The 19,000-nt window shown below is 70.5% G+C and carries 15 protein-coding genes and 1 pseudogene; 13 read left to right on the top strand and 3 right to left on the bottom strand.

Features of this window, described 5'->3' with window-relative positions:
* Nucleotides 1–2: 2 nt before the first annotated feature.
* Nucleotides 3–668: a response regulator gene (locus INP57_RS26225; protein WP_295139821.1), complete on the top strand. Its 666-nt coding sequence runs from the start codon at nt 3–5 to the stop codon at nt 666–668.
* Nucleotides 669–694: 26 nt separating this feature from the next.
* Nucleotides 695–1,774, top strand: coding sequence for a sensor histidine kinase (locus tag INP57_RS26220; RefSeq protein WP_307850288.1), 1,080 nt, complete (start codon nt 695–697; stop codon nt 1,772–1,774).
* Nucleotides 1,775–1,841: 67 nt separating this feature from the next.
* On the opposite strand, the gene INP57_RS26215 is transcribed toward INP57_RS26220, so the two are convergent.
* Nucleotides 1,842–3,926: a S9 family peptidase gene (locus INP57_RS26215; protein ID WP_200073021.1), complete on the bottom strand. Its 2,085-nt coding sequence runs from the start codon at nt 3,924–3,926 to the stop codon at nt 1,842–1,844.
* A 139-nt stretch (nt 3,927–4,065) separates the two neighbouring features.
* On the opposite strand from INP57_RS26215, the gene INP57_RS26210 reads away from it, so the two are divergent.
* The 5 genes and pseudogenes from INP57_RS26210 to INP57_RS30590 form a co-directional block, all read left to right on the top strand.
* Nucleotides 4,066–6,123, top strand: a complete 2,058-nt coding sequence (locus INP57_RS26210; protein ID WP_295139827.1) for a glycoside hydrolase family 43 protein — start codon at nt 4,066–4,068, stop codon at nt 6,121–6,123.
* Between the two features lie 223 nt (nt 6,124–6,346).
* Nucleotides 6,347–7,300: a glycosyltransferase family 2 protein gene (locus tag INP57_RS26205; RefSeq protein WP_200073020.1), complete on the top strand. Its 954-nt coding sequence runs from the start codon at nt 6,347–6,349 to the stop codon at nt 7,298–7,300.
* The gene (locus INP57_RS29845; protein WP_233628305.1) at nt 7,297–7,686 is read left to right on the top strand and encodes a GtrA family protein; all 390 of its coding nucleotides are present in this window, start codon (nt 7,297–7,299) and stop codon (nt 7,684–7,686) included. Before INP57_RS26205 ends, INP57_RS29845 begins: the two co-directional genes overlap by 4 nt.
* Nucleotides 7,683–9,842, top strand: coding sequence for a putative glycosyltransferase family protein (locus INP57_RS26200; protein ID WP_233628304.1), 2,160 nt, complete (start codon nt 7,683–7,685; stop codon nt 9,840–9,842). Before INP57_RS29845 ends, INP57_RS26200 begins: the two co-directional genes overlap by 4 nt.
* 128 nt (nt 9,843–9,970) lie before the next feature.
* Nucleotides 9,971–10,453 (top strand): annotated as a pseudogene (locus INP57_RS30590) (hypothetical protein); the annotation flags it as partial.
* Between the two features lie 387 nt (nt 10,454–10,840).
* Here the strand turns inward: INP57_RS30590 and INP57_RS26190 are convergent.
* Nucleotides 10,841–11,629, bottom strand: coding sequence for a DeoR/GlpR family DNA-binding transcription regulator (locus INP57_RS26190; protein WP_200073019.1), 789 nt, complete (start codon nt 11,627–11,629; stop codon nt 10,841–10,843).
* A 133-nt stretch (nt 11,630–11,762) separates the two neighbouring features.
* Between INP57_RS26190 and INP57_RS26185 the strand changes: the two genes are divergently transcribed.
* Genes INP57_RS26185 through INP57_RS26160 form a run of 6 tightly spaced genes read left to right on the top strand, consistent with a single transcriptional unit; the run spans nt 11,763 to nt 17,906 of the window.
* A complete protein-coding gene (locus INP57_RS26185; RefSeq protein ID WP_200073018.1) occupies nt 11,763–12,464 on the top strand; it encodes an HAD family hydrolase in 702 nt (233 codons plus the stop codon).
* A 46-nt stretch (nt 12,465–12,510) separates the two neighbouring features.
* Complete coding sequence (locus tag INP57_RS26180) at nt 12,511–13,569, top strand: 2-hydroxyacid dehydrogenase (RefSeq protein ID WP_200073017.1); 1,059 nt, start codon at nt 12,511–12,513, stop codon at nt 13,567–13,569.
* Nucleotides 13,566–15,032 (top strand): FGGY-family carbohydrate kinase, encoded by a 1,467-nt coding sequence (locus tag INP57_RS26175; protein WP_200073016.1) that lies wholly within the window; start codon nt 13,566–13,568, stop codon nt 15,030–15,032. Before INP57_RS26180 ends, INP57_RS26175 begins: the two co-directional genes overlap by 4 nt.
* Nucleotides 15,029–16,777 carry a dihydroxyacetone kinase family protein gene (locus INP57_RS26170; RefSeq protein WP_200073015.1) on the top strand — a complete coding sequence of 583 codons (1,749 nt, stop codon included), beginning with the start codon at nt 15,029–15,031 and terminating at the stop codon, nt 16,775–16,777. The genes INP57_RS26175 and INP57_RS26170 overlap by 4 nt, the downstream gene beginning before the upstream one ends.
* Nucleotides 16,778–16,782: 5 nt before the next feature.
* Nucleotides 16,783–17,262 (top strand): ribose-5-phosphate isomerase, encoded by a 480-nt coding sequence (locus INP57_RS26165; protein WP_200073014.1) that lies wholly within the window; start codon nt 16,783–16,785, stop codon nt 17,260–17,262.
* The gene (locus INP57_RS26160) at nt 17,259–17,906 is read left to right on the top strand and encodes a class II aldolase/adducin family protein (RefSeq protein WP_200073013.1); all 648 of its coding nucleotides are present in this window, start codon (nt 17,259–17,261) and stop codon (nt 17,904–17,906) included. The genes INP57_RS26165 and INP57_RS26160 overlap by 4 nt, the downstream gene beginning before the upstream one ends.
* Before the next feature lie 53 nt (nt 17,907–17,959).
* Here INP57_RS26160 and INP57_RS26155 read toward each other — a convergent pair whose 3' ends face one another.
* Complete coding sequence (locus INP57_RS26155; protein WP_200073012.1) at nt 17,960–18,811, bottom strand: NAD(P)-dependent oxidoreductase; 852 nt, start codon at nt 18,809–18,811, stop codon at nt 17,960–17,962.
* Nucleotides 18,812–19,000 lie beyond the last annotated feature (189 nt).

Below are 19,000 nucleotides of genomic sequence, written 5' to 3'. Positions count from 1 at the left end.
CGGTGCGGCCGATTCGGTTGGTGCTTGCCGATGACGAAGCGATGCTGCGGCGCGGCCTCCGGGTACTGCTGGAACACGACGGCGCGATCCGCGTGGTCGGTGAGGCCGGAGACGGCGACGAACTGGTGGCGGCGGTGCGCACGCACCAGCCGGACGTGGTGCTGGTCGACGTGCAGATGCCGGTCAAGGACGGGCTCGCGGCGCTGAGCGAGTTACGCGCGGTGCCGCGGCCGCCGGTGTCGGCGGTGCTGACCACGTTCGATCTGGACGACTACGTTGCCGAGGCGCTCCGGTTGGGTGCGCACGGATTCCTGCTCAAAGATGCCGAGCCGGCGGCGCTGGTGCGTGCGGTGCAGGACTTGGCCAGCGGTGGCGCGGTGCTGGATCCGCGGATCGCGGCGCGGTTGCTGCCGAAGTTCCGCACGCTCAGCGACACCGCGCAGGAAGTCCGGTTGGTGCGCGGTCTGTCGGCGCGGGAGCGGCAGGTGCTGGAGTTGTTGGGGGACGGGCGTTCCAATGCGCACATCGGTGATCAGCTCGGGCTGACCGAGGCGACGGTGAAGAGCTACGTCTCGACGGTGCTGAGCAAGTTGGGCGCGGAGAACCGGGTGCAGGCCGCTTTGATCGCGCAGCGCGTGGCCGGGCCAGGTGAGGGCGAGCGCCGTTGAGGTGCGCGCTGGCACGTGCCCGGCCGGTGGTGCTGGATGTGCTCGCGGTGCTGGTGCCTGGCGCGGCGGTGCTGCTCGCGGAGACGGATTCGTGGTTTTCGCTCCTGTCCGCATTGATCGCCAGTGCCGCGCTGGTGCTGCGGCGCTGGTGGCCGCGGCTGGCCGTGTTGCTGTGCCTGCCTGCGATGGCCGGTGGGTTGGGGTGGCCGCCGACGGTGGTGGCGTTGTTCCGGCTCGGCCGTGCCCGGTCCGGTTCGCCTTGGCTGGCGGGCTGGGTGTTGCTGGTGACCGTGGTGGCGGTGGTGCCGGTGCTGCTGCGCGAGTCGCTGGCGCTGCCGAACCTGCTGCTCACGCTGGCTTTCGTGCTGCTGGCAGCCAGCGGCCCGATCATCATCGGCACGTTGATCGCCACCCGGCAGCAGTTGACCGCGAGTCTGCTGCGGCTGCGGGAGGCGACCGAGGCGGAGTCGTACGCGAAGGCCGAGACCGCTCGCGCGGAGGAACGTGCCCACATCGCGCGGGAGATCCACGACGCGGTCGGTCATCACGTCACGTTGATCGGGGTGGAGGCCGCCGCGTTGGCCACCGTGAGCGAGGACGCCGAGGTGCGGGATTCGGCGAACCGGTTGCGCGGCATGGCGAAGGAAGCGTTGGGCGAGATGCGCACGACCCTGGGTTTGGCGTCCGGCCACCGGGCGGCGGTGAGCGTGCAGGCCATTCCCGAGCTCGTGGAACAGGCGCGCGCAACCGGCATCCGCGCGGAGCTGTCCGACGAAATGGAATCCGGGCTGCCGCTGCCTTCCGGGGTCGACCGGGCGTTGTACCGGGTCGTGCAGGAGGCGTTGACGAACGTCTCGAAGCACGCGCCCGGTTCCCGGGTCGCCGTGCGGTTGAGCCGCGCGGACGGGATGGTCCGCGCGGAGGTGCGCAACGACGCCCCGGAATCCCCGCCGCAGACCGGAAATGTGGCCGACATGGGTAGCGGTGCCGGTCTGGAGGGGTTGTCGGAGCGGGTTCGGATGCTCGGCGGCCGGGTGGAGGCGGCACCCACTGCGGAAGGCGGGTTCACGCTGCTGGCCGCGTTGTCGCTCGAGCCGCCCGGCTGATCACGCGCGCAGCCGAGTCGGCGACGAACCCACGGCGGCGCCGGTTCGCACGCCGCGAGTTTCGCGCTCATGAACCGGCACCGAGCGTCCGGCGCAGGAATTCGACCTGCAACAGCAGCAGATTCTCCGAGGTCGTCTCGTCGGTGGGCATGTGGCTCACCCCCGGCAGCGGCAGCATCGTGTGCGGCCGTCCCGCCGCGGTCAACGCTGCTGAGAGCCGCAGCGAATGCGCCGGGAACACGTTGTCGTCGACGGTGCCGTGCACCAGCAGCAGCGGACGTTGCAGGTTCGCCGCGTCTGAGAGCAACGAACTCGCCTCGTAGTTTTCCGGCTCGCTGTCCGGGTGGCCGAGGTAGCGCTCGGTGTAGAACGTGTCGTAGAGCCGCCAGTCCACCACCGGCGCGCCCGCGATCGCCGCGTGGAACACGTCCGGCCGGCGAAGCACCGCCAGCGCCGCAAGGTAACCGCCGAAGGACCAGCCGCGGATCGCGACCCGGCTCAAGTCCAGTTCGCCGCGTTGCTCGCCGAGCGCCTGCAGCGCGTCCACCTGGTCCTGCAGCGGTGGGCTCGCCAGGTCGGAGCTGATCGCGCGGTCCCAGGCCGGGCCGCGGCCCGCCATCCCGCGCCCGTCGGTGACGACCACGGCGTAGCCCTGGTCGGCGAACCACTGCGAAGTCAGGAATCCCTGCCGGCGCGCGAGAACGCGTTGCGCGTGCGGGCCGCCGTAGGGGTCGAGCAGCACCGGCAGCGGTCCTTGGTCGGCGCTGTGGTCGTGCGGCAGCAGCAGCGCTGTGCGCAGGTCGCGTTCGCCCAGCCGCAGCAGTTCGACGTTCGGCACGACCGCGGGTGTTTCCGGGTATGAGCCGATTTCGCCGAGCCGCCGCTGCCGGTCGCTCACCCGGAACGAGGTGTGCGGCCGATCCAACCCGGCCGAGGCGAGCACCAGCACGTTCCCGGCGCGGCTGGCCGAATGCACGCCCGGCTCGGTGCTGATGCGTTCGGCCCCGCCTTCGGTGCAGCGGTACACGTGGATTTCGGCCGGGTCCTGCCCGGAGGCCGTCACCAGCACGTCTTCGTCGATGTCGAGCACCGACCGGACCTGCAGCGACGCCGGTGTCCACGGGTCGTCGCCGACGAAGAGCCGGTACGCGCCGTCCTGCGGGGCGATCCGTACGACACGGCCGCCGGGGTGCCAGGCGGGCGAACCCGGTTTGATGTCGACCCAGTGCTCGTCGAGGTCGCGGTGCACTTCCCGGGTCCGGCCGCTGGCCGGATCGATCGCCAGCACTGACTGCACACGCTGATCGCGGCTTTGCACGGTGATCAGCGGGGGTCCGTGCGGACTCCAGTGCGCGGTCGCCAGGTACGGGAACGATTCCCGATCCCAGTCGACGTCGACGGCGCCGGATTCCAGGCTCAGCACGGCCAGCGCCACCTCGGCGTTCGAGGTGCCCGCTGCCGGGTAGCGCAGCCTCGTGGGCTGCTTGGCAGGCTCCGCCGGGTCGGCGAGGTACCAGTGCTGCACCGGGTTTTCGTCCACGTGCGCAGCGAGCACCGCGGTGCCCTCCGGGGACCACCAGTAGCCGCGGTGGCGGTCCATTTCCTCGGCTGCGATGAACTCGGCCGCGCCCCAGCTGACGGTCTCGCTCTCCGGCTCGGCCAGCGCCCGGTCGCCTTCCCCGTCCACGCCGATCACCCGCAGCGACCTGTCGCAGATGTAGGCGATGAACCGGCCGCGCGGGTCCGGGCGCGGATCGGCCACCGGTTGTTCGGCGGGAAGTTCGCGCACCTCACCGGTGCTCAGGTCGGTGTGGAACAGCCGGCCGGACAGCGTGAACGCCACGCACCGGCCGTCCCGATCGGTCGCGTAACCGGTGATGCCGGTCGCCCGCTCCCGGGAACGCTCCCGCCTGGCCTGTTCTTCGGGGGACACCGAGTCGTCGGTGAGCAGCTTCGCCGGGTCCGCGAGCACCCGCTCGGTCCCGCTCGCGGCATCCCAGACCCAGAGCGCGTTGCTGCGGTCGGTGCCGCTGTTGGAACGGAGGAACAGCACGGACTCGCCACCTGCGGTGACGGTGAAGTTCCGCGGCACGCCGAGGGTGAAGCCCTGGGTGCGCGCGCTGTGGCGGGGAAACGAGGGCGCGGACGGCATGACTGCACCTTGCCAGCTCGAGAAGGTCGGAGAGGAATCAGGTTGCGTCGGCGTGTCGGCCCTTGACACGCGCTGCAGCGCGGCGGAAGTGTGCACGCCGGGTGCTCTGGTGAGTTCGTTGCGTGGCTAGGAGGGCCGAGTGGCGATCCGGTGGCCCCGCGTGCGGGGATTCCTATTCGCGCTGCCGATCTTGCTGGCCACCGGGTCCACTGCAGCCGGTGGGGAACGGTCCACCGACGCGACCTACTACAACGACGCCGCGCTTCCGGCGGCGGATCCCTTCGTGCTGCGGGATCCGCGCAGCGGCGACTACTTCGCCTACTCCACCGAAGGCGCCGACCCCGGCCATCACTTCGCGATCTACCGCTCGCCGGACCTGGCGACCTGGCACCGGCTTCCCGGCGGCGCGCTGGACATGGCCGACGGGACGCAGTGGGGCCGGGACTGGTTCTGGGCGCCGGAGGTCTACCACAATCCCGAGACCGGGCGGTACTTCCTGTTCTACTCGGCGCTGCTGCGGGACGGGGTGGAGGAGAACTTCGGCCACGCCGACTTCGAAGAGCCCAGCAAGATCGGTGTGGCGGTCGCCGATTCGCCTGCCGGGCCCTTCCGCAACATCGCGCCCGAGCCGCTCGACTACCGGCCGTACGATCCGGACTACCACGACGTGAACGTCCTCATGGACGCCGAGCAGAAGAAGCCGCCGGCGACCTTGGAAGAGGGCCGGACCGCGCCGCTGGGCGTGTACCTGCCTTCGATCGACCCGAACGTCTTCTTCGACGACGGGCGCATCTACCTGTACTTCTCCCGCAACGCCTACCGGAACTGGGTGTGGGACCACGAACTCGGCAAGTACATCGAGGAGTCCAACGTCTCCGCGGTCGAGCTGGACGCGGACTGGTGGCACGACCCGAGCGGGACGACGATGCCGCGGATCACCCCGGATTACCGCGACGCGAACGGCTCACCGGCCGACCCGCCGGGCATCCGCAAAGACGGGTTCGCGCCGATCCTGGACTACGGTTCGGATCCGCAGGACTGGGAGAACGCCCACGTCAACGACTACGCCGAGTCCGGCGGCGAGAAGAAGGACCGCCGGTGGGCCGAAGGTTCCACGGTCCTCAAGACGCGTACGCGAGATGGGCGGCCGCGCTACTTCCTGACCTACTCGGCGAACAACTACCAGAACCGGTTCTACGGTGTCGGATACGCGGTGGCCGACAGTCCGCTCGGTCCGTGGCGCAAGAGCCCGGACAATCCTGTGCTGCAAGAGGATCCGGGTGCAGGGATGTACTCGACCGGGCACGGCAGCGTGATCGCCTCTCCGGATTCGTCGCAGCTGTACTACGTGCATCACGGTCGGCCCGCGACGGACACCCACCGGCGGCTCTACACCCAGCGGATGCGAGTGGCTCCGGACGCGTCTTCGCTGCTGATCGACGGCTCCACGGCGGATCGGCCGATTCCTTCCGGTGTCGCACCGTTCTGGTTGCGCACGGACCGGCCGCTGGTGGAGATGCGGGACGGCCGCGGGCGGGTCGGTTGGCGGGTGGACACTTCTTCCGGATCGGCGATGCCGTTGTCGAACGTGCTCAACCGGGTGCGGGCCGAGGTGGGACCGGGTTCCGGTGTGACCGTGGCGCCGTCGGCGAACGGCGCGGAATTGACCGGTTCGCCCCACGGCGTGGCCGCGTTGTCGTTGCAGTACCAGCGCAAGCAGGCGGGCGGCCAGTACGTCGACGTGCACGACGACGAAGGCACGGTCGCGGTGACCTTGCCGGTCGCCGACTGCACTTCGCACGTGCGCGGGCGCTCCGACGAGCTGCTGATCACCGGAGTGACCTGTTTGGACGGAGCCGAGGTTCGCGGGCCGGTGCGGCTGGCGCCCGGTGCGTCGCTGGTCGCGGTGAACTCGGTGATCGACGGCCCGGTCATCGCCCAGGACTCGGGCGCGGTGTGGTTGTCCGCGAGCACGATCAACGGCTCGGTTCGGGTGCGGGGAGCGCGTGGGCCGGTTCGGGTGGACGGTTCAGAGGTGCGCGGGGCGTTGACGCTGACCGGCAATGCACGCCCGGTCGTCGCGGGCGCCGAGGTGCACGGTCCGTTGAGCTGCCGGGGCAATGCGCCCGCGCCGGTGAATGAGGGGCGGCCGAACACGGTCCGCGGCGCGGCGACCGGGCAATGCGCTGACTTGTAGCGCTCGATTCTTCTTCTGTGGAACGGTTTTTGCCGTCTTCGCTCGGTCCCTGATGCCAGCGGCTCGTGCCCGATGCACATTTCCCGGCTTCTCGCCCGCAGGGAGTATTCGCCGGTGTGTCGGACGGGGGTCCGGCACCGCCGCTGCGCAAACTTCGCCTTGCCCGAAGTGATCGCACACCGCTTCCGCACGGCGGCGGTGAAGTCTGGATGAGAGCAGCCTGATGGATCTCACGGTCGTCGTTCCCTGCTTCAACGAACAGCGCGCTTTGCCGCACCTGCACGACGCGCTGTGCCGCGTCCTGCCCCGGCTCGCCACCGAGTACGAGATCGTCGTGGTCGACGACGGCAGCACGGACCGCACGCTGCCGCAGGTGCGAGCGCTGGCCGCCGTCGATTCCCGGTTGGGTTTCGTGTCGCTGAGCCGCAATTTCGGCAAGGAGGCCGCGCTGCTGGCCGGTTTGCAGCGCGCCCGCGGGCGCCGCGTCGCCATCATGGACGCGGACCTGCAACATCCGCCCGAGTTGCTCGGCCGGATGCTCGCGCTGCTGGACGACGGCCGTGATCAGGTGGTCGCCTGCCGGGACCGCCGCCACGAGCCGCTGTCCCGGGCATTGCCTGCGAAGGTGTTCTACCGGGTGTTCAACGGGTTCCGCGGGTTGCGGATACCCGCCGGGGCAGGGGATTACCGGGTGCTCTCGCAGCGGGCTGTGCAAGCGTTGCTGGCATTACCGGAGCAGCACCGGTTCTCCAAGGGTCTGTTCGCGTGGATCGGTTTCGACACCGCGCACGTGCCGCTGCCGCACGTGCCGCGGCGCGGCGGGCGGTCGAAGTGGAGCAGGCGAGGACTGCTCGAATATGCGTTGGACGGCTTCTTCTCGTTCCACCACAAGCCGCTGCGGTTCGCGGTGCATCTGGGCGCGGCACTGGTTCTCGGCTCGCTGAGCGGGCTGGTGGCCGGGGTGCCCGCGCTGTTCGCCGGAGTGCTCGCGGTGTGCGGCGTGCAGCTCGGCTGCCTCGGGCTGATCGGGGAATACCTGGGACGAATCCACCTCGAAACCAAGCACCGGCCGCATTTTCTGGTGAAGGAGACCGGTGGGCGGGCTGCCGACCGCGGGAGCGCTGTGCTCTGCGGCGCTTCCGCCGATCCGGTGCAGGGGGAGTTGTGGTCCGCATGATCGCCCGGTGGCCGCTGGTCCGGTTCGCCGGCGTCGGCGGGATCAACACCGCGGTGCACCTGTCCGTGTTCACGGTCGTGCGCCCGGTCTTGCCGTACTGGATGGCACACGCGGCGGCGACGGTGCTCGCGATGAGCTGCTCCTACCTGTTGAACTGCAAGTTCACCTTCGGGGTGCTGCCCTGCGCGCGTTCGTTGCTGCTGTACCCGGTTTCGCACGTCGGCAGCCTCACGCTGAGCACGGCTGCGATGTCGGTGCTGGTGGGAGTGGCCGGGATCGATGCGCGAGCGGCGACGTTGGCCGGTGGTGTAGTCGCGCTGCCGCTTACCTACCTGCTCAGCCGTGGCGCGCTCACCGGTGGCGTCCGGAAGCGGGTGACGGCATGAGCACTGTGGAAACCGCATCCGCCGATTCGGCCCGGGCCGGGTCGCGCTCGCGAGAGGTGCTGGCTGCCGCGGCGGTCGCCGTCGCGGTCGCACTGCTGGCTCAGCTGCCGGTTCTGGTGAACTCCGCGTTCTACTTCTGGGACGACAGTGCCGCGCAGTTCCTCCCGATGTGGCACGAGCTGGGGGAGCGGCTGCTCGCCGGGCAATGGCCCGCACTGCTGGAACCGGATTCCTGGATGGGCGGGAACATCGCGGGCGAAGCGCTGTTCGGGGTGTGGAACCCGCTGCACCTGGCTGAGTTCGTGCTCGTCGTCGCGGTCGGTGATCTCGCCGTGGCGGCCGCCTTGGTCAAAACCCAGTTCCTCGTGCTGCTGGGTGTGGGCACGCATTTGCTGTGCCGGGAATACGGGGCCTCGCGTGCGGTGGCGGCGGTGTTCGGCGTGGCACTGCCGGTTTCCGGCTTCGTCTTGTACTTCCAGGCGGCGAGCTGGGCCGGTGGCCTGATGGGACTGGCGTGGGTGCCGTGGGCTTGGTGGGCGTCGCGGCGCACGTGTCACCGGAGGGGGCCGCTCTGGGCGGCTTTCGCGGCCGGGTACCTGTGCGTGTCGGCCGGTGATCCGTACGCGGTGTTGGCCCTCGTCCTGGTTTTCGCCGGTTTGCTCGCGGAATTCCGGTTCATGCGGGTGTCCGGGACGCGCCGCATGTGCGTGCTCGCGGCCTCGGTGGGACTGACGGTGCCGCTGGTGTTCTGGCCGGTGCTAGCGACCACCGCGGTCGGCTGGCGAACCGGATTCGTGCTGTTCAACGTGGGGATGCTCGCGCCAGACCCGGGTGATCTGCTGAATCTGAGCCTGCCCGGGTTCGTGCCGCAGATCCGGTCGTTCGGTTCGTTCCGGATGACGGTGCCCGCGATGTACTTCGCCTGGTTCGTCGTTCCGCTGCTGGCTTGGCTCGATTGGCGTGCGTTCGCGCGGCGCGCAAGGGAATTCGCCGGGCCGTTGATCGTTGCCGCGTGCGCGGTCCTGCTGTGCTTGGGGCCTTCGCAGGTCGGCTTGTTCCGCTGGCCGTTGCGGCACCTTCCGTTGGCGTACCTGGCGTTGTCGGTCGTGTTCGCGGTCGTGGTGAGTGCGGGGCTGCGCAGGGACCGGGTGTGGTTGCGATGGTCTGTCACGGTCGGCGTTCTGGTGCTGTGCGGGTACTTGTCGTTCGCGGCGTGGCCGTCGCTGTGGTTCGCCTACGCCGTCTCGCTGCTGCTGACGGGCGGATTGCTCGCGATCGCGTTGCGGGTGCGCCTGATGCCGCTGGTGCTGCACGCCGGGACCGTTGTCGCACTGGTGCTCCAGCTCTGCTGGTTCCCGGCGAACCGCGACGTGGCCGATTACAACTTCCCGTCCGACGTTCGACGGCTGCGGGATGATTTCGCCGGACTGCGGACGGGCACCGTGGTGCAGATCGCCGATCGTGCGGCGATACCTCAGGAGGACATCGCTTCCGGAGCCGTCTGGCGCCATCTGCTGTTCGGCAACATGCACGCTGTGGCCGGAGTGCCGAGCCTGGTCGCCTACACCGGCATCGGGTACCGCGCGCTGCACGATCGGCTGTGCCTGGGCTACTTCGGGGCGCATTGCCCGGACGCTTACCGTCGACTATGGACGGTCGATGAGACCGGGGTGCCGCTGGCCGATCAGCTCAAGGTCCGGCACGTCGTCGTGCAGCGGCAGCTGATCGATGCTCCGGTGCCGCCGTCCGGCTGGCGCGTGGTGCAGCGCAACGACGTGGTCACGCGCTTCGAGCGGGTGGCGGCCCTTGCGTGGCCGGATGGCCGGGTCGGTGCGTCTCGCGGTGTCCGGGTCGAATCGGATGTCGAAAGGGGAACGCGAACTGAGGACGTGCGGTTCTCCGCGGTGGACCGCACCGGTGGACGGATCGTGTTCGCGCGGCTCGCCTGGCCCGGATACCAGGCCACTGTGGACGGAGCTCGGGTGCCGTTGCGTGCGACCTCGGCCGGCCTGGTCGAGGTTTCCGTCCCGCCCGGTGCTCGTGCCGGGAGTCTGCGGCTGACCTGGAGTCCGCCCGGCTATCCCGGCTGCCTGGTGCTCGCGGGGGCAGGGGCGGTGCTGGCCGTGCTGGGTTCGCGGAAGGCGGTGTGGTCGTGAACTTCTGCAGGTGGATCGCCGTGATCGTGTGTCTTGCCGTGCTGCTCGGACCTTCGGCGTCGGCGCAGCAAGCAGGACAGGCTCGTTACGTCCAGGTCGTCGCGCATCCGGACGACGACATCCTGTTCATGAATCCGGATCTGCTGACCTCGGTGCGTTCCGGAGCACCGACGACCACGGTGTACGTCACCGCGGGCGAGAGCGACGTGCGGCCATCGGAGCGTTACGCCGCTGATCGGCAGGCCGGCACGCGTGCCGCGTTCGCCGAAATGGCGGGCGTCGTCGATCGGTGGCGCTACGAGGTCGTCGAACTCGGTCCGCAACGCTTCGTCGAGGTGTACCGCTTGCAGGATCGGCCTGCGGTGCGGCTGGTTTTCCTGAACCTGCCGGACGACAACGATCCCCGGGTGGTCGGCGGAAAGCACGCTCTGAGTCGACTGTGGACCGACGGGGGCCGGACACGTTCGCTGCTGCCGCAGGGTTCCGGGTTGTCCGCTGCCTCCGAGTTCGACCGAGGCGACCTGATCGATGCCTTGGCCGCGTTGTTCCGGTGGCTCGACCCGACGGTGCTGCGTACCCAAGACCCGGCGCCGGACGTCCGCTACCAGTCGCATTGGCCCGAGCACGATCATACCGACCACGTGATGACCACCCGGTTCGCGCAGGCGGCGTTGCGGCTGCACGGAGTCGAGCAGGTTCGGTACTACCGCGGATACAACGTCGCGGACTCGCCGCCCAACCTGGCACCGGAAGTCGTGGCGGTGAAGCGTCGGATATTCGCGCGGTATGCGCAGCACGATCCGATGGTGAGCTTGGACGAACCGTACGCGACCTGGCTGCGCAGCATGCGGTACCGATGGCCCGCTGCGGCGGACCGGGCCGCACACGACCGGCGAGGCGCGGGCCGGACGACCCGTGCGCTCGGCTGTCCGAGTGATCCGGCTATCAATGATGATGTTAAAATAACCTGTCGTGCTGTGAACACGAAGCCCGCGGGCTCAGTCCACCGGGACCAGCCGCACCTCGGAGTGTTCGCGCATCGCCTCGACGAGCTCGGCGCCGGGGTCCCCGGCCAGCAGCACGTGCTCGAAGTCGCCGACCGGGGCCACCCGGTGCAGCGCTGCGCGGCCGACCTTGCTGGCGTCCATCATCAGCACCCGCGTGTTGGCGGTCGCGATCATCGCGCGTTTCACCAGCACGATCTCCTGCTCCTGGTGGAAGGTCATGGTCGCGTTCATCGCCGAAGTGGACAGGAACATGATGTCCACCGACAACCCGCTGATCATCTCCTGGCAGGGCAGCCCGATGTAGGAGTCGTGCGTGCGGGAGTACTCGCCGCCGATGCCGATCAGCCGGATGTCCGGCGATTCCCGCAGCGCCTCGTGCACTTGGCGGTAGTTGCTCACCACGGTCAGCGGACCGACGTCGGCGAGTTGCCTGGCCAGGGAAAGGCCGGTCGTGGAGTCGTCCAGCATCACCGACATGCCGGGTGTGATCAGCGGGAGTGCCGCGGCGGCCAGCGCTTCCTTCTCCCGGGTGTGGGTGTGCAGCCGGAAGTCGGAACTGCTCTCGAACACGGTCGATGGCTGGGCGGAGACCCCGCCGTGGAACTTGCGCAGCAGTCCGCGGCTGACCAGGTCGTCGATGTCGCGGTGCACCGTCATCAGGCTGACCCCGGCCATCGTCGACAACTCGGCGGCGCTGGCGAAACCACCGGCGACGACGTGGTCGATGATCTGCTGCTGGCGCACGAGCCGAGGGGACTGCTTCTTCGATGCGGACACCATGACCGTCATCTTGCCCCTTACCGGGGCCGGAACCAGAGTGCCGGGCCGGAGATGGGCAGAAATACCACTCGAGTCGTGACACTTAACCATCACGGTGTTAATTTGGGTCGCGAGCGAGCGGGAGGGTAGTGCGATGACGCAGCCGAACGGCGCGGCGGTGGCTGCGCACCGTGCTGTCGTTTTCGACATGGACGGCGTCCTGGTCGAGAGCGAACACCTGTGGGAGCGGATGTGGAGCAGGTTCGCCGCCGCGCGCGGCCGGACCTGGACGGCGCAGCAGACCCGCCAGGTGCAGGGCATGAGCGCGCCGGAGTGGTCGGCGTTCCTGGCCGGGTTCAGCGTGGCCGAGGACTCCGCCGCCGCGACCGAGCGGCTGGTCGTCGACGACATGATCGGCGCGCTGCACGGCGGTGAGATCGAGCTGCTGCCCGGTGCGGAGCGCATGATCACCGAGGTCGCCGCGCGCGCTCCGATCGCGCTGGCTTCCTCGGCGCCGCGCAGGCTCATCGATGCCGTGCTCGATCGGCACGGGCTCACCGAGTTCTTCGCCGCGACCGTCTCGAGCGCGGAGGTCCCGCGCGGCAAACCCAGCCCGGACGTGTACCGGGAAGCCGCGCGCAGGCTCGCGCAGGACCCGCAGGCTTGCCTGGCCGTGGAAGATTCCAGCAACGGGCTGCGCGCCGCCGCGGCGGCAGGCATGACCGTGGTGGCCATCCCCAGCCCCGACTACCCGCCCGCCGAGGACGCGCTGGCCGCGGCCGGATTCGTGGCCGCGGACCTGGACGAGGTCCGGCTGCACCTGCTCGACTCGCTGTCGGCCGCCGTCGCCGGTTGAGCCGCGCCCGTCGAACGAACCTCATCGAACGAAGGAGCCTCCGGAGATGACCAAGGTGCTCGCCGCGGGCGACCACTTCGTGGCTCCCGAGCTGTTCGTGGACGCGTTGGGCGCCCGTGCCGTTGGCCGCGACCTCGAGTTCGCCGAGTTGAAGCTGCCGTGGCCGGTGGAACCGTTCGGTCCCGTCGGCGGGGTCCGGGAGGCCAGCGGCACCGAGCAGCAAGTGCTGGAAGTGCTGGGCGGGGCCGCGGTGGCGATGACCCAGATGGCTCCGTTCACCGCCGAAGTGCTGGGCAAGAGCCCCGAGCTGAAGCTGCTCGGGGTCTGCCGCGGCGGGCCGATCAACGTCGACCTGCCTGCCGCCACCGAAGCCGGCGTGATCGTCAGCTACACGCCGGGCCGCAACGCCGCGGGGGCTGCGGAGTTCGCCGTCGGGATGATCTTGGCCGCGCTGCGGCGCATTCCGGCATCGGATGCCGAGCTCAAGCAGGGCAACTGGCGCGGCGACTACTACGCCTACGACAACGCCGGGATCGAGTTGGCGGGTTCGACCGTCGGCCTGGTCGGTTACGGCGCCATCGGGCGCATCGTGGCCCGCGTACTGCACGCCTTCGGCGCGCGAGTGCAGGTCGCCGACCCGTTCGTGCGGCCGGAAGAGGCCGAGCACGACGGGGTGCGCTTGGTCGGGCTCGACGAGCTGCTGCGCAGCAGCTTCGTGGTGAGCCTGCACGCGCGGCTCACCGCGGAGACCGAGCACCTGCTCAACGCGGACAACTTGGCGTTGCTGCCGGAAGGCGCGGTGCTGGTGAACTCCGCGCGCGGTGGCCTGCTCGACTACGCGCCGCTGCCGGGACTGCTGAAGTCCGGCCGGTTGGGTGCGCTGGCGGTGGACGTCTACGACATCGAGCCGCCGCCGCGCGAGTGGCCGCTGTTCGACTCCCCGAACGTGATCACCACGCCGCACCTGGGCGGCGCGACCCGGCAGACCGCGCACCGCGCGGCGGACATCGTCGCCGGTGACGCGGCCCGCTTCCTGGACGGGCGGCGGCCGCGGTACGTGGCCAATCCGGAAGTGCTGGCACGGTTCGAAGGTCTACAGCCATGATCATCGGGGTGGACGTTGGCACTTCGGTGACGAAGGCGTCGCTGCTCGGACGCGACGGGTCCGCGCGGGTCACGCACAGCACGCGCAGCACGCTGCACCGGCTGCCGGGCGGCCGGGTCGAGCAGGACCTCGACGAGGTCTTGGACTCGGCGGTGCAGGTCATCCGCTCGATCATCGCCGAGGCGGGCGAGCGGGTGCAGGCGCTGGCGATCACCGGCCAGGGCGATGGCCTGTGGCTGCGCGACGCCACGGGCAGGCAGGTCGGGCCCGGCGTGTCCTGGATGGACGCCCGCGCTGCGGGTGTGCTGCAGCGTTGGGACCAGACGGGTGTGCGACGCGCGGTCCACGGCCTGACCGGTGCGGGATTGTTCCCCGGCTCGCCTGCGCCGCTGCTGGCGCACGTCGCCGAACACGAGCCGGATCGGCTGCGCCGCGCGGAAGTCGCCGGCTACTGCGTGGACGCGATAGTGCAGCGGCTGACCGGGGAGATCACGGTGGACGCTTCGGACGCGTCGATGCCGTTCCTGGACGTGCCCAGCCGCACCTACTCGGCTGCTGCGCTGGCCGCGTGCGGGTTGTCCGAGCACCGTCGGCTCTTGGCCGAACCGGCCCCGCCGGGCAAGTTGTTCGCGCTCGGCGCGCGCAGCGCCGAACTGCTCGGGTTGCCGTCCGGCCTGCCGGTTTCGGCGGGCCCGTTCGACCTGCCCGCGTGCGCGTTCGGCTCCGGCATCGACGCGGTCGGCGACGGTGCGCTGGTGATCGGCACGACGCTGGGTTGCCAGGTGCTGCGCGACGAAGTGGTCATCGACCCGTGCGGGGAGGCGGCGGGCATGTGGGTGGCCGGTCCCCGGCCGGACCGCTTCCTGCGGGTGATGCCCGCGATGGTGGGCACCGCGAACCTGGATTGGGTGCTGCGCATGGTCGGGGCCGAGGTGGCCGACCTGGACGCCATGCTCGGCGCCAGCCGCCCGGGCGCGAACGGGGTCTCGGCGCTGTCGTTCCTGGCGTCGTCGGGTGAGCGGGCGCCGTTCGTCGAGCCGCACGCGCGGGGCCAGTTCACCGGCCTGTCGCTGGAAACCACTCCTGCCGATCTGGTGCGCGCGTTGTGCGAGGCGATGGCCTACGCCGCGCGGCACAACCTGGAGGCGGCGGGCCTGACCGGTTCGGTTTCGGCCTGCGGGGGCGGGGCGCGTTCCGCGACCTGGGGTCAGATCTTCGCCGACGTGCTCGGCCGCCCGTTGCACGTGCCGCACGAGGCAGGCGTCGGCGCCCGCGGGGCGGCGATGACCGCGTGGGATGCGTTGGGCGAGCCGGTGGACCGCGAGCAGTGGGCGGCGGCCCGGCGCACGGTGTCGCCGGATCCTGCCGCGGCGGAGTTTTACGAGCGCGGGTACCGCGCATATCTGGAGTCGATCGACCGGGCGCGGCCAGTGTGGCGGTCCGAAGGAGGAGCAGCGCGATGACGCGACTCTACGACGATCCGGCGTCGTTCAGCGAAGACATGGTGTCCGGCTTCGTCGCCGCGAATCCCGGCTACGTGCGGGAGGTTCGCGGCGGCGTGGTGCGGGCGCGCAAGGCGCGCCGCGGCAAGGTCGCCGTGGTCACCGGCGGTGGTTCGGGGCACTACCCGGCGTTCTGCGGCGTGGTCGGCAACGGGTTCGCCGATGGGGCCGTGGTGGGCAACATCTTCACCTCGCCGTCGGCGGAGGACGCCTACTCGGTGGGCAAGGCCGCCGACAACGGCGCGGGCGTGGTGTTCTCGTTTGGCAACTACGCCGGGGACAACATGAACTTCGGGCTGGCCGTGGAACGGCTGGAACGCGCCGGGATCCGCGCGCACAACGTCGTGGTGACCGACGACGTGGCCAGCGCCGGTGCCGAGGACATCGCCAAACGCCGCGGTGTGGTGGGCGATTTCGTGGTGTTCAAGGTCGCCTCGGCGGCCGCGGAGGAGGGCTACTCGTTCGACGAGGTGGTCCGCGTCGGCGAGCACGCCAACGACCGCACCCGCAGCCTCGGCGTGGCCTTCGACGGCTGCACGCTGCCCGGTAGCTCGGAACCGCTGTTCGAGGTTCCGAAGGGGCGGATGGGCCTGGGCCTCGGGATCCACGGCGAACCAGGTGTGTCCGAAGTGGACATGCCGTCGGCCGCGGAGCTGGCCCGCACACTGGTGGACGGGGTGCTGGCCGAAGCGCCGGAAGTCGAGGGCACGCCGCGGGTGGTGGCGATCCTCAACGGGCTCGGCGCCACGAAGTACGAAGAGCTGTTCGTGGTGTGGAAGACCGCCTCCCGGCTGCTGGCCGAGGCAGGCGTGCAGGTCGTCGAGCAGGAGGTCGGCGAACTGGTCACCAGCCTGGACATGGCCGGTTGTTCGCTCACGCTGACCTGGCTGGACCCCGAGCTGGAACGGCTCTACGCCGCTCCGGCCGACAGCCCGGCCTACCGCAGGGGCAGCGTCACTGCGTCCGAAGTGGACGACCAGGTCGTCGAGGAGGCCGAAGAGGTCGTCGAAGAGGCCACCGCCCTCGCTCCGGAGGCGGGCAGGCGCACCTCGAAGGCCGTGGTCGCCGCACTCCGCGCGATCAGCGACGACCTGCACGAGGCGGAAGCCGAGCTGGGCCGGATGGACGCCGTGGCCGGGGACGGTGACCACGGTCGCGGCATGTCCCGCGGCAGCGCCGCTGCGGTGGAAGCCGGTGCGGCCGCCGCCAAGCGCGGAGCAGGCCCGGCCGCGGTGCTGGTGGCCGCCGGGGACGGCTGGGCCGCCAAGGCCGGTGGGACTTCCGGCGCGCTGTGGGGCGCCGGCCTGCGCTCCTTCGGCGACCTGCTGCCGGACGACCGCGCGGTGGCCGCGGCCGATCTGCTCGCCGGAGCGAAGGCCGCGCTGGCCGCGGTGCGCCGCCTCGGCCGCGCCGAGCTGGGCGACAAGACGCTGGTCGACGCCATGGACCCGTTCGTCGACGCGCTCGACGCGGCCGTGCAGGACGGGCAGGACGGGCCGCAGGCGTGGCAGCGGGCGGCCCACGAGGCAACCGCGGCCGCCCAACGCACCGCCGAGCTCACACCCCGCACCGGCCGCGCCCGGCCGCTGGCGGAACGCAGCGTCGGCACCCCCGACCCGGGCGCCACGTCTCTGGCGATGGCGCTCAACCAGGTCGCCGGGGTGCTGACGGCAGGAACCGAATCCGACGCGCAAGAGGTGAAGTGAGGATCATGACCGAGCAGAACGCTCCCTGGCGCATCATCGTCGGTGGCGACGACGCCGGGTACCAGTACAAGGAAGCCATCAAGGCCGACTTCGAGAAGGACTCCCGGGTCGCTTCGGTGACTGACGTGGGCGTCGGCTCCGATGAGCACACCGACTACCCGCACGTTGCGGTGGCCGCCGCGCGCAAGGTCGCCGAAGGCGAGGCCGACCGGGCCCTGCTGATCTGCGGCACCGGCCTCGGCGTCGCGATCAGCGCGAACAAGGTGCCGGGGGTGCGCGCGGTGACCGCGCACGACAGCTACTCGGTGCAGCGTTCGGTGCTGAGCAACGACGCGCAGGTGCTGTGCTTCGGCCAGCGCGTGGTCGGCATCGAGCTGGCGCGGCTGCTGGCTTCGGAGTGGCTGGACCTGGTCTTCGACGACAGCTCCTCGTCGGCGAAGAAGGTCGCGGCGATCAACGAGTACGACTCCGGCGCCGCGAGTTGAGCGAGCCGGTGCTGGCCGCCGAACGGGCCGAGGTCATCCGCGTCGCGCGCAAGATGATCGACGACCGGCTCGTGGTGGGCACTTCCGGCAACATCTCGGTGCGGTCCGGCGATCTGGTGGCGGTGACACCGTCCGGTGTGGACTACGACGCCATGCGGGTCGCCGAGGTCCCGGTGGTCGCGCTCGACGGCGAGGTGGTGGACGGCGAGCTGCCGCCCACCTCCGAGCTGCCGATGCACCTGACCGCCTACGAGCGGCACGGCGCCCACGCCGTCGTGCACACGCACTCGCTGCATGCCACCGCGGTGTCGTTGTTGCGCGACGACGTTCCCGCGGTGCACTACCAACTGGCCGAGTTCGGCGGTGCGGTGCGGGTGGCCGACTACGCCACCTTCGGATCCGAGCAGCTGGCGGAGAACGTGTCCGCGGCGCTGGCCGACCGGGGAGCGTGCATCCTGCGCAATCACGGCGCGCTCGCGGTCGGCTCGACGTTGCCGCGGGCCTACAACAGGGCGCGGCAGCTGGAATGGCTCTGCGAGCTGTGGTTGACCGCCAAGCGCGCCGGCGAGCCGCGATTGCTCGACGATGCGGAACTCGCGCGCTGTGCGGAGCGGTTCGCCGGTTACGGCGTGCACCGCGAATAGGCTGCGCGGCCGCCGCCCCGGACCCCCCAGGGGGCGGCGGCCGCGCTTCCCACTCAGCTGAACGACGAGTAGTAGACCGCGGCCATGTCCTCGTCACCGTGCCCGGCTTCGACGGCGCGGGCGAAGCGTTCCCGGATCGCGGCGGCGAGGTCCAGCTGCAGCCCCTCGGCGGCTTCGGCGATCAGACCGGCGTCTTTGAGCGCGCCGGAGAGCCCGAACGCGGGCGTGAAGTCCTTGTTCAGGATCGCTTTGCCCTTGAGGTGCGCGTAGGGCGAGTCGACGGCGCCGCCTTCGATGGCTTCCAGGAACCGCTGCGGATCGACCCCGAGGTTCTCGGCCAGCGCGATGGATTCGGACACCGCGTTGGTCAGCGCCAGCACCCAGCTGTTCGCGGCGAGCTTGACCCGGGTGCCTTCGCCGCCTGCGCCGGAGGTTCCCAGCCACATGGTGCGACCGCCGACCACGTCGAACACCGGTTGCGCGAGTCCCCGGGCGCTTTCCGGCCCGGAAGCCAGCACGACCAGCGTGCCCTGTTCGGCGGGTGCGCGAGTGCCCAGCACGGGCGCGTCGACCAGCGCGGTGGACCCGGCCACTTCGGCGACTCGCGCGAGGCCGTCCAGCCCGATCGTGCCCATTTGCAGCCACGGTGTTCCGTCGGGCAGTTCGGCGGCTGCGGCGCGGCCGGCTTCCACGGTCGCGTCCGCGTCGAGCAGCATCGTCACCAGCACGTCGGCGCCTCGTGCGGCTTCGGCGGGGCTGTCGGTGACGGTGGCGCCGTCCGCGGTGAGTTCTTCCGCGCGCGAGCGGGTGCGGTTCCACGCGCGCACCGCAAAGCCGCTGCTGAGCAGGTTGCGCGCCATCGGGGCGCCCATCGTGCCGGTTCCGAGGAAGGCCACGGTCGTCATTGCCTGCACTCCATCGTCGTCGGGTTTCGGCCCTGGCGATTGTCCGCGCCGGGCGGCCGCGGCGCCGAAGCCGGGAGCCGCGAAGGCACCGCTTACCGCGCCGTTAGGTTCCGCGCGGTGCCCACCTCGCGGTCGCAACCCGGCCAGAGCATCCGCGCGGATCACCGCAGGCGCAGCTCGGCTCGGCGG

It is taken from the genome of Saccharopolyspora galaxeae, from assembly GCF_016526145.1.
GTDB classification, from domain to species: Bacteria; Actinomycetota; Actinomycetes; order Mycobacteriales; family Pseudonocardiaceae; genus Saccharopolyspora_C; species Saccharopolyspora_C galaxeae.
Note: the sequence above shows the minus strand (reverse complement) of the source record. Positions and strands in the feature narration are given on the sequence as shown.

What these genes read in the sequence shown, in the direction of transcription:
- INP57_RS26175 (WP_200073016.1), top strand. Translation starts at nt 13,566, where the DNA reads ATGATCATCGGGGTGGACGTTGGCACTTCGGTGACGAAGGCGTCGCTG.
- INP57_RS26155 (WP_200073012.1), bottom strand. Translation starts at nt 18,811, where the DNA reads ATGACGACCGTGGCCTTCCTCGGAACCGGCACGATGGGCGCCCCGATG.
- INP57_RS26215 (WP_200073021.1), bottom strand. Translation starts at nt 3,926, where the DNA reads ATGCCGTCCGCGCCCTCGTTTCCCCGCCACAGCGCGCGCACCCAGGGC.
- INP57_RS26185 (WP_200073018.1), top strand. Translation starts at nt 11,763, where the DNA reads ATGACGCAGCCGAACGGCGCGGCGGTGGCTGCGCACCGTGCTGTCGTT.
- INP57_RS26190 (WP_200073019.1), bottom strand. Translation starts at nt 11,629, where the DNA reads ATGGTGTCCGCATCGAAGAAGCAGTCCCCTCGGCTCGTGCGCCAGCAG.
- INP57_RS29845 (WP_233628305.1), top strand. Translation starts at nt 7,297, where the DNA reads ATGATCGCCCGGTGGCCGCTGGTCCGGTTCGCCGGCGTCGGCGGGATC.
- INP57_RS26165 (WP_200073014.1), top strand. Translation starts at nt 16,783, where the DNA reads ATGACCGAGCAGAACGCTCCCTGGCGCATCATCGTCGGTGGCGACGAC.
- INP57_RS26200 (WP_233628304.1), top strand. Translation starts at nt 7,683, where the DNA reads ATGAGCACTGTGGAAACCGCATCCGCCGATTCGGCCCGGGCCGGGTCG.
- INP57_RS26180 (WP_200073017.1), top strand. Translation starts at nt 12,511, where the DNA reads ATGACCAAGGTGCTCGCCGCGGGCGACCACTTCGTGGCTCCCGAGCTG.
- INP57_RS26205 (WP_200073020.1), top strand. Translation starts at nt 6,347, where the DNA reads ATGGATCTCACGGTCGTCGTTCCCTGCTTCAACGAACAGCGCGCTTTG.
- INP57_RS26170 (WP_200073015.1), top strand. Translation starts at nt 15,029, where the DNA reads ATGACGCGACTCTACGACGATCCGGCGTCGTTCAGCGAAGACATGGTG.